Annotated in this window: 7 protein-coding genes and 3 rRNA genes; 3 read left to right on the top strand and 7 right to left on the bottom strand. The window is 61.4% G+C overall.

The annotated features are described in order from the left end of the window. The first annotated feature begins 113 nt into the window (after positions 1–113). The gene (istA, locus tag BN4252_RS06760; protein WP_143341181.1) at positions 114–1,340 is read left to right on the top strand and encodes an IS21 family transposase; all 1,227 of its coding nucleotides are present in this window, start codon (positions 114–116) and stop codon (positions 1,338–1,340) included. Further along, complete coding sequence (istB, locus tag BN4252_RS06765; RefSeq protein ID WP_066526885.1) at positions 1,337–2,131, top strand: IS21-like element helper ATPase IstB; 795 nt, start codon at positions 1,337–1,339, stop codon at positions 2,129–2,131. The genes istA and istB overlap by 4 nt, the downstream gene beginning before the upstream one ends. Positions 2,132–2,413: 282 nt before the next feature. Here istB and rrf read toward each other — a convergent pair. The 6 genes from rrf to BN4252_RS06795 form a co-directional block, all read right to left on the bottom strand. Then, positions 2,414–2,531: ribosomal RNA gene (gene rrf, locus BN4252_RS06770) — 5S ribosomal RNA — on the bottom strand. A gap of 129 nt (positions 2,532–2,660) precedes the next feature. Then, positions 2,661–5,739, bottom strand: a 23S ribosomal RNA gene (locus BN4252_RS06775). A gap of 424 nt (positions 5,740–6,163) precedes the next feature. Continuing rightward, positions 6,164–7,671, bottom strand: a 16S ribosomal RNA gene (locus tag BN4252_RS06780). The 16S, 23S and 5S rRNA genes sit together here, the layout of an rRNA operon. 545 nt (positions 7,672–8,216) lie before the next feature. Further along, a complete protein-coding gene (locus BN4252_RS06785) occupies positions 8,217–9,296 on the bottom strand; it encodes a hypothetical protein (RefSeq protein WP_066527997.1) in 1,080 nt (359 codons plus the stop codon). Then, positions 9,297–10,148 (bottom strand): ATP-binding cassette domain-containing protein, encoded by an 852-nt coding sequence (locus BN4252_RS06790; protein WP_078056819.1) that lies wholly within the window; start codon positions 10,146–10,148, stop codon positions 9,297–9,299. It lies immediately after the preceding gene. Beyond that, positions 10,145–10,519, bottom strand: coding sequence for a GntR family transcriptional regulator (locus BN4252_RS06795; protein ID WP_066528000.1), 375 nt, complete (start codon positions 10,517–10,519; stop codon positions 10,145–10,147). The genes BN4252_RS06790 and BN4252_RS06795 overlap by 4 nt, the downstream gene beginning before the upstream one ends. Before the next feature lie 263 nt (positions 10,520–10,782). Between BN4252_RS06795 and BN4252_RS06800 the strand changes: the two genes are divergently transcribed. After that, a complete protein-coding gene (locus tag BN4252_RS06800) occupies positions 10,783–12,165 on the top strand; it encodes an NYN domain-containing protein (protein ID WP_066528002.1) in 1,383 nt (460 codons plus the stop codon). A gap of 22 nt (positions 12,166–12,187) precedes the next feature. Here BN4252_RS06800 and BN4252_RS06805 read toward each other — a convergent pair whose 3' ends face one another. Next, positions 12,188–13,018 carry a PspA/IM30 family protein gene (locus BN4252_RS06805; RefSeq protein WP_066528005.1) on the bottom strand — a complete coding sequence of 277 codons (831 nt, stop codon included), beginning with the start codon at positions 13,016–13,018 and terminating at the stop codon, positions 12,188–12,190. Positions 13,019–13,065 lie beyond the last annotated feature (47 nt).

The raw sequence follows: 13,065 nt of genomic DNA on the forward strand, positions 1-13,065 counted from the left end.
TGGGGGGTGAACCAGATGGCCTGTGGCGGGGGACCAGACCCCGTGTCAGCGCTCGTTGAAAAGTAGCCCAAAACGCTCCTCGAAATGTAGCCCATCCGAAAAAGATTGGATGGGTGATTTCTTTGGATCAATGGGCTCAAATTCGGTTCCTGCGTGGGCAGGGACTATCAATCAGGAAGATCGCTGAGGAAGTCGGCTGCGCGAAGAAAACCGTTGAACGCGCTCTGACGTCTGACTCTCCCCCGAAGTACTCTCCACGCCCGGCCAGGTCAACGAGTTTCGACGCTTATGAGCCGGCGGTGCGCGCCCTGTTGGCCGAGTCGCCCCGGTTGAACGCGAAAGTCATCGCTCAGCGCGTCGGTTGGGAAGGGTCAGAATCATGGTTCCGCAAAAACGTAGCCAAAATACGCCCGGAATACCTTCCACCAGATCCGGTCGACACGCTGGACCACCTGCCGGGACATGAGATCCAGTGCGACCTGACGTTCGCTCCGGGCGGGCTGCCCGATGACACCGGAGCGTTTCGCAAGCTGCCGGTGTTGGTGATGGTTGCTTCCCATTCCCGTTTCGCCGGGGCGCGGATCTTGCCGTCGCGCACCACCGACGACCTTCTGGCCGGGATGTGGGATCTCCTCGAGCACACCTTCACAGGGGTTCCCACCCGACTGGTGTGGGACCGCGAATCGGGCATCGGCAGGGCCAGACTGTGCGAACCGGTGATCGCGTTCGCCGGCGCGTTGGGCTGCAAGATCGTGCAAACCCCACCCAGGGACCCGGAATCCAAAGGCATCGTTGAGCGCACCAACGGGTACATGAAAACCTCGTTCTTCCCGGCACGGCGCTTCACCAGTCCGAAGGATGTGCAAGCCCAGCTCGACGACTGGTTCACCACCGTTGCCAACGTGAGAACACACGCGGTGTTGAAGACTTCACCAGCTGAAGCCTTCGCCACAGATCGGGCCGGGATGCGGCCGCTACCGCCATACACACCGACCTTCGGCACCCGCCCCGCAGTGCGGCTGCCGCGTAACTACTACGTCACCGTCGACACCAACCACTACAGCGTCGACCCCGCCTACGTCGACCGACTCGTCACGGTGCACACCACCTTGCACCAGGTCATCGTGACCGGCCCGGGCGGGGAAACAATCGCCTCCCACCAAAGAATCTGGGCGAAAGGCCGCACAATCACCGACCCCGCCCACCAGGCCGCGGCCAAAGCAATGCGCCAGCAGCGCGCAACCACGCCTGCACCGAAACCCAGCTTCGACATCGCCGCCGCCGACCTCACCGTCTATGACCGCATCACCTCAAGCCCTGCGAAAAGGACCACGGCATGACCCGCACCCCAGCACACGACACCACCGCAACAATTAACCGCTACGCCAGGCAGCTCAAAGCACCCCGCATCGCCAGCATCCACGCAACCATCGCGGAACAAGCCCGCGCCGAATCCTGGACACACGAGGAATACCTCGCCGCAGTGCTGTCTGTCGAAGCCACCGCCAGAGCAGAATCCGGCGCCACCCAACGCGTCAAACGCGCCGGCTTCCCCTCGATAAAAACCATCGCCGACTTCGACTTCACCGCCCAACCCGCAATCGACCGGGCAGAGATCGCCCGTCTTGAAACGGGCGCGTGGGTCGCCACCGCCGAAAACGTCGTCCTCCTCGGCCCGCCCGGCACCGGTAAAACACACCTCGCCACAGCACTCGGCGTCACCGCAGCCCAGCAAGGCTACCGGGTCTTGTTCGACACCGCCGCCGGGTGGGTCAACACGCTGACCGAAGCACACGCGATGGGCAGGTTGGAACCAACCTTGAAACGCTTAAGCGGCTACCACCTGCTCATCATCGACGAACTCGGCTACATCCCAGTTGAGGCCGACGCCGCGAACCTGTTCTTCCAACTCGTGTCCCGCCGGTACGAACACGGCTCCATCATTGTCACGTCCAACCTGGCATTTTCCCAATGGGCGCAATGCTTCGGCGACGTCACTGTCGCCACCGCGATGGTTGACCGTATTGTCCACCACGCCAAAATCTTCCAACACCGCGGCACCAGCCACCGCATCAAAGGCAGGGAAATCCCCGCAACAACCCCCGCCCCGCAACCACATCAGGCACAATAACCCAAGACCACACTGGGCTACTTTTCAAAGAGCGCCAGTGGGCTACATTTCGAAGAGCGCTCACACCCCGTCTGGTCCCGGGGGGTGCTGAAACTCGAAACCAGCACCTCGTTACCACCATGTTCGTATGGCGGTAACGAGGTGCAGTGTTCGAGTTCTAACGCATGTTGGGCCCGACCAAAAGGGGTGATGCCTGTTTCACCGGTGAGGGGTGAGAGCGCAACGGCCCCGCACGTGTGGTGTGCGGGGCCGTGGATATGCAGTTGTTGTTTTGGGTTGTTGGGTCGGCGGTAACCTACTCTCCCCCACCCCCCCGGGGGCAGTACCATCGGCGCGGGCGGGCTTAGCTCCCGGGTTCGGAAGGGGCCGGGGCTTTTCCCCGCCGCTATGAACCACCGACACACATGTGGGGCCACACCTGGGTTGGTGTGGTGTGTCAGATACTGGTGAGTGGACGCGAACACACACAACTGTGTGTGGTTTCGTTGATTTGTTTGCACGGTGTGTATCAGTACACATAGGTGATTGTGCGGGTTAATTGTTGGTGTATTAGTACCAGTCGCCTTGTGGTCATTACTGACTGTCTAGTTCTGGCCTATCAACCCAGTAGTCTCCTGGGAACCTCAAATGAAACCTCATCTTAAAACAGGCTTCCCGCTTAGATGCTTTCAGCGGTTATCCCTTCCGTACGTAGCTAACCAGCGGTGCTCCTGGCGGAACAACTGGCACACTAGAGGTACGTCCGTCCCGGTCCTCTCGTACTAGGGACAGCCTTCTGCAAGTTTCAACGCGCGCGGCGGATAGAGACCGAACTGTCTCACGACGTTCTGAACCCAGCTCGCGTGCCGCTTTAATGGGCGAACAGCCCAACCCTTGGGACCTACTCCAGCCCCAGGATGCGACGAGCCGACATCGAGGTGCCAAACCATCCCGTCGATATGGACTCTTGGGGAAGATCAGCCTGTTATCCCCGGGGTACCTTTTATCCGTTGAGCGACACCACATCCACAAGTAGGTGCCGGATCACTAGTCCCGACTTTCGTCCCTGCTCGACTTGTAAGTCTCGCAGTCAAGCTCCCTTGTGCACTTACACTCTAAACACCTGATTGCCAACCAGGCTGAGGGAACCTTTGGGCGCCTCCGTTACATTTTGGGAGGCAACCGCCCCAGTTAAACTACCCACCAGGCACTGTCCCCAACCCAGATCATGGGCCAAGGTTCAGGTATCCACTACGGTCAGAGTGGTATTTCAACAACGACTCCACAACCACTGGCGTGGCCGCTTCTCAGTCTCCCACCTATCCTACACAAACCGCACCGAACACCAATACCAAGCTGTAGTGAAGGTCCCGGGGTCTTTTCGTCCTGCCGCGCGTAACGAGCATCTTTACTCGTAGTGCAATTTCACCGGGCCTGTGGTTGAGACAGCAGGGGAGTCGTTACGCCATTCGTGCAGGTCGGAACTTACCCGACAAGGAATTTCGCTACCTTAGGATGGTTATAGTTACCACCGCCGTTTACTGGGGCTTAAATTCTCCGCTTCGGTATTCCTACCTAACAGGTCCTCTTAACCTTCCAGCACCGGGCAGGCGTCAGTCCGTATACATCAACTTCACGTCTTCGCACGGACCTGTGTTTTTGATAAACAGTCGCTCCCCTCTCTTCGCTGCGCCCACCCCCAGCTCAAACCAGCACGTGGCCATCACCGGGTGTGGTCCCCCTTCTCCCGAAGTTACGGGGGTAATTTGCCGAGTTCCTTAACCACAGTTCACCCGACCGCCTTAGTATGCTCTACCTGATCACCTGTGTCGGTTTGGGGTACGGGCCGTACATGCACATCGCTAGAGGCTTTTCTCGGCAGCACAGGATCACCAACATCACCCTTTCATGGGCTACGCATCACGCCTCACACACCATAGGGGCCGCATTTCACATGCCCCAGTGCTACACGCTTGCACCGCAATCCAATAAGCGGCTTGGCTACCACTCTGCGTCACCCCATCACTGACCTCCACGACTCAGGCCCCACGCATCAACCACCCACACACATCAAAGATGCGTGTGGGTAGCGTCAGGGTGGTTAGTATCACCGCTTCTGGTATAGGTCGCGCACATACGGGTACGGGAATATCAACCCGTTGACCATCGACTACGCCTGTCGGCCTCGCCTTAGGACCCGACTCACCCTGGGAAGACGAACTTGACCCAGGAACCCTTGATCATTCGGCGGATACGATTCTCACGTATCATTCGTTACTCATGCCTGCATTCTCACTCGCATGCAGTCCACCGCCCCTTACGATACGGCTTCACCCCACACACGACGCTCCCCTACCCAACGCAAAAATACGTTGCCGCGGTTTCGGCGGTGTACTTGAGCCCCACTATATTGTCGGCGCGGAACCACTCGACCAGTGAGCTATTACGCACTCTTTCAAGGATGGCTGCTTCTAAGCCAACCTCCTGGCTGTCTTCGCGATCCCACATCCTTTTCCACTTAGTACACCCTTAGGGGCCTTAACCGGCGATCTGGGCTGTTTCCCTCTCGACTATGAAGCTTATCCCCCACAGTCTCACTGCCATGCAACACTTCAACCGGCATTCGGAGTTTGGCTGACATTGCTAAGATGATAGTCCCGCTCAACCAACCAGTAGCTCTACCTCCGGCAAGCTCACATAACGCTGCACCTAAATGCATTTCGGGGAGAACCAGCTATCACGGAGTTTGATTGGCCTTTCACCCCTACCCACAGCTCATCCCCTCAGTTTTCAACCTAAGTGGGTTCGCGCCTCCACAACCTCTTACAGCTGCTTCACACTGGCCATGGGTAGATCACCCCGCTTCGGGTCCAGGACATGCCACTACAAACACCCATTTCGGATTCGCTTTCGCTACGACTACCCCACAAACGGGTTAACCTCGCGACATGCCGCTGACTCGCAGGCTCATTCTTCAAAAGGCACGCCATCACACCCAAAGTGGTGCTCTGACGGATTGTAAGCGCACGGTTTCAGGAACTCTTTCACTCCCCTCCCGGGGTACTTTTCACCATTCCCTCACGGTACTCAATTCACTATCGGTCACACTGAGTATTTAGGCTTACCGGGTGGTCCCGGCAGATTCACAGCAGATTCCACGAGCCCGCTGCTACTCGGGACATCACACAAATGCGACACACGCCTTCACGTACAGGGGCTCTCACCCTCTCCGGCGGCACATCCCAGCACCTTCCGCTAACACGCATCAACACTTCGCACACATGGCAGTGCATGCACAGTGACATCCCACAACCCCCAACACGCAACCCCTGCCAGGTATCACACGCATCAGGTTTAGCCTCATCCGCTATCGCTCGCCACTACACACGGAATCACAATTGTTTTCTTCTCCTGCGGGTACTGAGATGTTTCACTTCCCCGCGTACACCCCCACACAGGCTATGCATTCACCTGCAGGTCACACCACACAACTGGTGCGGGGTTTCCCCATTCGGACATCCTCGGATCAACGCTTCGTTGGCAACTCCCCGAGGCATAACGCAGCCTCGCACGTCCTTCATCGGCCCAGCATGCCAAGGCATCCACCGTACGCCCTTGATCAACAACACACACAAACAAACACACACATACTAAAACACAACAAACAAGAAGAAATCACACACAAACCAAACCCACACACACAAACAGCGCGCGCAGGCCTAGCTTGATGCTCGCGTCCACTCTCCAGTTCTCACACACCACACCCACACACCACACCCCAACCACAACAAGGCTAAAGCACAGTGCGCAGATCCAGGCACACACAACAAAGCGTGTTGCCCCAGACACCCGACAGCATGCCAACACACAAAACACTGCTTGCAAACACTTGATTGCGTAACCCACGCAGCCACACCACATGAGCGCCACACCCAGTGGCGCCGGTGCATGTCCACCTGGATTTTTCAATAACACGGTCGGCAGCCGCACCCACGGCGACTCAACCAACCACACCCCACAACCGTGAGGCAGAAAAACAAATAAGCTCCTTAGAAAGGAGGTGATCCAGCCGCACCTTCCGGTACGGCTACCTTGTTACGACTTCGTCCCAATCGCCGATCCCACCTTCGACAGCTCCCATGACAGGCCACTGGCTTCGGGTGTTACCAACTTTCATGACGTGACGGGCGGTGTGTACAAGGCCCGGGAACGTATTCACCGCAGCGTTGCTGATCTGCGATTACTAGCGACTCCGACTTCATGGGGTCGAGTTGCAGACCCCAATCCGAACTACGACCGGCTTTAAGCGATTCGCTCACCCTCACAGGCTCGCTGCGCGTTGTACCGACCATTGTAGCATGTGTGAAGCCCTGGACATAAGGGGCATGATGATTTGACGTCATCCCCACCTTCCTCCGAGTTAACCCCGGCAGTCTCTCATGAGTCCCCAACCAAATGCTGGCAACATAAGACAAGGGTTGCGCTCGTTGCGGGACTTAACCCAACATCTCACGACACGAGCTGACGACAACCATGCACCACCTGTACACCAGCCACAAGGGAAAGACTATCTCTAGCCCGATCCGGTGTATGTCAAGCCCAGGTAAGGTTCTTCGCGTTGCATCGAATTAATCCACATGCTCCGCCGCTTGTGCGGGCCCCCGTCAATTCCTTTGAGTTTTAGCCTTGCGGCCGTACTCCCCAGGCGGGGCGCTTAATGCGTTAGCTACGGCACGAACCCCGTGGAAGGGACTCACACCTAGCGCCCACCGTTTACGGCATGGACTACCAGGGTATCTAATCCTGTTCGCTCCCCATGCTTTCGCTCCTCAGCGTCAGTTACTGCCCAGAGACCTGCCTTCGCCATCGGTGTTCCTCCTGATATCTGCGCATTTCACCGCTACACCAGGAATTCCAGTCTCCCCTACAGCACTCAAGTTATGCCCGTATCGCCTGCAACCCCACAGTTAAGCTGCGGTATTCCACAAACGACGCGACAAACCACCTACGAGCTCTTTACGCCCAGTAATTCCGGACAACGCTCGCACCCTACGTATTACCGCGGCTGCTGGCACGTAGTTAGCCGGTGCTTCTTCTCCAAATACCGTCAAAATTCGTCTTTGGCGAAAGGAGTTTACAACCCGAAGGCCGTCATCCCCCACGCGGCGTCGCTGCATCAGGCTTGCGCCCATTGTGCAATATTCCCCACTGCTGCCTCCCGTAGGAGTCTGGGCCGTATCTCAGTCCCAATGTGGCCGTACACCCTCTCAGGCCGGCTACCCGTCGACGCCTTGGTAGGCCATTACCCCACCAACAAGCTGATAGGCCGCGAGCTCATCCCACACCGAAAAAACTTTCCACCACCGCCACAACACGATGGTCCTATCCGGTATTAGACCCAGTTTCCCAAGCTTATCCCGAAGTGCAGGGCAGATCACCCACGTGTTACTCACCCGTTCGCCACTCGAGTACCCCAGCAAGCTGAGGCCTTTCCGTTCGACTTGCATGTGTTAAGCACGCCGCCAGCGTTCATCCTGAGCCAGGATCAAACTCTCCACAAAAACGTTTCAGCAGAAACAGGCCGTGAAAAGCCCAAACCCAACCAAAAACAAACCAACCAACACCACACACCACCAAAAACAGCAGCGCATAAATGCCAGGCTGGCAAAACAAAAAATCCTTCAATTACAAAAGCATTGGCCCACATCCCGACGGGGACAAAACAAAGACCAACACCGTGAACAATCACATGCCCACAAAGCAGCACCCACCATCAAAGGTTCGCAGGCACCACCACCAGCACACACCAACCAACACCCAAAAACAGGCACCAGCCAGCAATGCACCACACAGGCACACAACCAATCCACAAACAAAAAATGCATTGGCACACTATCGAGTTCTCAAACAACACACGCACACCCCGCACACACAACCATGCGCACACAAGCGCCGAAAAATTATTGCCAGACGATCGTTTTCTTATCCACCCGCACACCAGAGGCAATCACACTCTCTAGCGGGGCGCTGTCGGTCTCGCTGACCCAGATAAAGTTACACACACACCAACAACAACACAAACCCGCAGCACAACACGCTTTTCTGGCTAATCGTCGACGCCTAGGAAGCTCGCTGCTTTTGTCGAAGTGTTGATCCTGCCGGATAGGTACAAGACCAGGATGACGGCACTGATGAGGGCGGCGGCCGCACTCAGCACCGCGGTGCCCACCAACACTTCCTGCCACCCGGCCGGCATCGCGACGTCCATGGACAAGCGGGCGGGGAAGAAGAACATCCACAGTAGGGCGAAGGCGAGCGGCTCCGCGTTGACGGTGCTCACCAGGGCGGCGAAGGTGGCGAGGACTCCGACGGCGGCGAGGACGGGAATTGGTTGGAGGGGGGCGTCGAAAAGCAATGCGATAGCTCCCGCGGTGATGCCGAAGAGTGCGTTGGCGCCGACGGCGACTGCGAGGGCGGTCAGCGCCCAACGCTTGCGGGTAAGCCCGAGGGTCTTTGCGGTGGCGGGGCGCAGTTCCGGGCGGAAGAGCACAGCGAACCACAAGAAGAGGGCAGGGAATACCGCGACAACTTGGCGGATGCCCTCGTTGGGGATGTGGGCGCTCAGCGGGTACACGACGCCAGTGGCGGCGCCGAGGACGACGGCCCAAAGAGCCGGGTAGAACCACGCGCGCTGCGGCGCGGCGCCGCCCGCGAACGCAGAGCCTGCTGCGGAGCCTGCTGCGGAGCCTGCTGCAGATCCTGCCCCGGCGCCGGGGTTTTTGCGCTTCGGCTCGTCGTTGGGAAGGCTGTTCGCGGCCAGCGCGGCGGTGGCGATAACCGCCAGGGAACCGCCGAGGAAATTGATGCCGCCGGGGTGCACCACCACCGAGGCGAGGAAGGAGATGGCCGCCGCGGGGACTGCCGCGTAGGCCACCACGCCGGCTGTCTGCTCTCGGGTAAGCCCGTACGCCTGCGCCATGTCGTCCTCGGGGTAGAGGATGAGCATGAGCACGGTTGCGGCCATGCTCGGCGCCACGGCTGCAACCACCGGGCTGCCGATGGCCGCGCTCGTCAGCAGAATGAGGAGGAACGGGAGCATCACGAAGAAGCGCCACCAGGGGCCCGCCTTCAGCTGGAGCCAGAACAGCCGGCGGGCGGAGAACGACGGAGCGGGAAGGGCGGGCATTTAGGACACCTCCAGGTAGGCCTCGATCACGTCGCCGAGGTCGGCGGGGCTGGGGCGGATTCCCGGGGCCAAGGCGGCTTCCGGGGGGCGGGGGGTGAGGGCTTTGGTTGAGTGGGGGGAGCGTCGATAAGCAATGGCCCCCTCGAGCTGCTCGAACGAGCCGGCGGCAACCAGGTAGTTGTCGGCGTCTTCGGCGGCGATGTGCTGGGCTACGCGGCCGTCGCGACCGAGGATGACGGCGGTGTCCAGGATCTTGGCGGCGTCCACGACGTGGTGCGTGGCCATGATGATGGTGCGGCCGGTCGCGCCCTGCTCCAGCAGGTGCCGGTAGAACACGTCGGTGTTGTGGGTGTCCAGGCCCACGTAAGGCTCGTCGAGGAGGGTGAGCTCGGCGCCCGAGGCCAGGCCGACGATGATGCCCGTCATGGCGCGCTGGCCGCGGGACAGGCTGCCGTAGGCGGTTTCTAAGTCCGGAGCGAGGCCGAAGTCCGCAGTCAGCTCGTCGGCCAGCGGCTGCTGCCAGCCTGGGTAGCGCATCGCGGCGGCGCGCAGGACATTGCGGAGCTTCCAAGAAGAGGGGTAGGCCACGTCGACGCCGGTGTAGGCCACGCGGTCCATCACCGCCGCGTTGTCGAAGGGCGGCAGGCCGAGCACCTCGATCTCCCCACCGGTGGGCCTCAGCTGGCCTGCGATGATGCTTAGCAGCGTGGACTTGCCCACGCCGTTGCGCCCGAGCAGGGCGTGAATGCCGCCGGCGGCGACGTCTAGGTCCACCCCGGTGAGCACCTCCTTTTTGCGGAACGCGCGCGTGAGGCCGCGGGCGTGGATCACTGGCGGGTGAAGCTGGCTCATCGGTACATGCCTCTACTTTCTGCAACTTTGTCGATCAAGGTGTGGAGCTCCGCGCGGGTGTAGCCGAGGCGCAGGGCTTCGTCGATAAGCGGGGCGATGAAGCTGCCGGCCAGTTCCCCGCGGCGCTCGGAGGTGATCACATCGCGCGCGTTGGCGGTGACGAACATCCCGATGCCGCGGCGCTTTTCCAGCACCCCGGCATCCACCAGAAGCGTGAGCCCTTTGCGGGCGGTGGCCGGGTTGATCTCGTGGAAGGCGGCGAGCTCGTTGGTGGATGGCGCGCGCTGGCCAGGCTCGAGCGAGCCGTCCACAATCAGGTCTTGGACAAAACGGGCCACCTGAATGAAGAGCGGCTCGGTATCGGCGTTCAACAGGCGGCCTCCCTTCTCCGCGGATTCTTGCTCCGCGGGTCCCGTGTGGGACGTTGGTTGGTTAGTTACTTGCGTAACTAACCATAGAAGAGGCCCCGCGGACCGTCAAGGGCGCCGCGCGAACCCAGCAAGCCGCCCCCGCCCCGCTCGTCCTGCCACAAACCCGCTGGCCACGCCCCCGCCGGTGACAAAGCACGGGCATATACGGCAGACTAGGGAGCTGAAACCAATGAATTAATCGAAAGAATCGGAACTTAGGAGCCATGCTTGAACGCACGTTGGTGTTCGTGGACACGTCCTACCTGCTCGCGAGTTTTTACAACTCGTGGGAGATCGGCGCCCGCGCACAGTTAGAAATTGACCTGCCCGAGGTGGTGGCCACCCTCGGCGGCATGATTACCCAGCAACTCGGTCAGCCGGTGCACCGGCAGTACTGGTATGACGGCATCCCGGATTCCGGCCCGCACCGCTACCAGCGCTCGCTGCGCTCCTGCTCGGGCGTGCAGCTGCGCACCGGCCAGCTCATCGAGTGGGGCGAACGCCGCACGCAGAAGGGGGTGGACACGCGCCTGGTGGCGGATCTGGTGATCAACGCCACCCGGGGCACCTTCACCGACTTTGTGCTGGTCTCCGGTGACGCCGACATGATCCCCGGCGTGCAAGAGGCCGCGGACATGGGGGTGCGCGTGCACCTCTACGGCTTCGGGTGGGATTCCATGTCCTCCGCACTGCGCCACGCGTGCGACACCACCACCATCATCGACCCTCGCGAGGACTTCTCCGACGCGATGCAGCTGCAGGTGCTCGAGGGCCCCCTGCCGCCGACCATCCGCGAGCGCCCGCTCAGCGACGCGGAGCCGCTCAGCCAAGACGACGGCCCCAGCGCCGTGCCGGGGTACGGCCCGGAGCCGCTCAGCACCCCGGAGGAGGAGCTTTTGCTTGGCGACGCCCCCAGTGCCGCCACCACCCCCTCCGAGACCCCTTCTGCCGATGCCGAGGTGGGTGCCTCGGCGCCGGAGCAGCTCGCACCTGAGCAACCCGCGCCCGCCGCGGAGCCGCTGGAACGCCAAGTGAGCCCCCAGCCGGATCCCCAGCCGCAGCGCCCCTCCCCCGCGATGGTGGCGGAGGCGGCGCGGCGCCACAATGTGCCGTCGGCAGGCAAAGCCCCCGCGGAGCAGCGCACCGAAGCGCCCGCGAACCCCGAGGTGGACGAGCCTTCGGAGGCGCAGGTGGAGGCGAACACCGAGAGCAACCAGCCGGGCAACCAGACGCTGAGCAACCCGGAGCCGGCGGACCGCCCCAAGCCGGCGCCGAAGCCCTCCATGATGGCGCCGCGGCGCAAGCTGCGTTCCCGCTACGTGCCACTGCCCGAGGAGGTGTGGTCCTCCGCGGGGTTCCAGACGCCGTACGACGTGGGCCAGCAGTACGCCACCTGGTGGTACGAAAATGCCGCCACCTCGGAGCAGCGCGACAAGGCGCACATGCTCTCTGGTGGCGGCCTGCCCCCGGAGATTGACCGCCCGCTGCTGCAGTTCGCCTGCGAGACGCTGCACGAGTACACGCTCAGCGAGGCGCAGCGGGTCAACCTGCGCGACGGCTTCCACTCGGGCATCCGCGGCGTGCTGATCAACATCCACCGCGGCTAAGCCGGAAGGCCCGGCGCAGCGGCTATTTTTCCGCGTTCTCCGCGCCGTCCTCGCCGGTGGTGGTGGTGTCCTCCTCCGCCGGTGCGCCCTGCTCCAGCGCGCGGTCGCCCGCGCCGGTGCCCGACTCGAGCTCCCCGCCCATGGAGGCGCGGATCTCAGCCAGGCGGTTGGACGCGGCGATGTCGGTGCCCGCCGCCTCGATCTCCGCCATCCGGTCATTCATCGAGGTCTTGGCCAGCTCCTGGGCGCCCAGCGCGTTGGCGTAGCGGCGCTCGATCTTGTCGCGGACGCCATCAAGGGTGGGCACGTTGTCATTCCCGCCAAACTGCTGGATGGTGTCCATCGTCTGGGCGGTCTGCTCTTGCATCTTCGCCTGGTTCAGCTGGGACTCCAGCTGCGAGACCTGCTGCAGCTGCTCCTGCAGGCGCGCCTCGGACTGCTGCTGCTGGGCCTGCGCCTCCTTGGCGGCCTGCGCCGCCGCCGCGTGCGCCTGGCGGGTTTGCTCCAGCTCCTGCTCCACTGCCACCAGCTGGGAGGCGAGCACCTCGGCGGTGGAGTTGTACTGCTGCGCCTTCTCCGCATCGCCCTCGGAGGCGGCCTTGTCCGCCGCCTGCAGCGCGGTGCGGGTCTTGGCCTGCAGATCCTCCTGGGACTTGATCAGGCGGTCCAGCTTCATCTCCAGCTGGTTGCGGTTGCCAATGATCGCGGCCGCGTGCTGGGTGACCTCCTGGTGGTTCTGCTTCGCGGCGGCCACCGCCTGCTGGATCTGCACCCGGGGGTCGGCGTTCTCGTCGATCTTGGAGTCGAACGACTGCATGAGGTACTTCCAGCCCTTCGAGAACGGGTTCGCCATGACGTACATCCTTCCGTCGGGGCGCCGCGCGGGCGCCGGGGTAAGTC

Origin of the sequence: Corynebacterium bouchesdurhonense (genome assembly GCF_900078305.2) — a bacterium.
In the GTDB taxonomy this organism is placed as follows: Bacteria; Actinomycetota; Actinomycetes; order Mycobacteriales; family Mycobacteriaceae; genus Corynebacterium; species Corynebacterium bouchesdurhonense.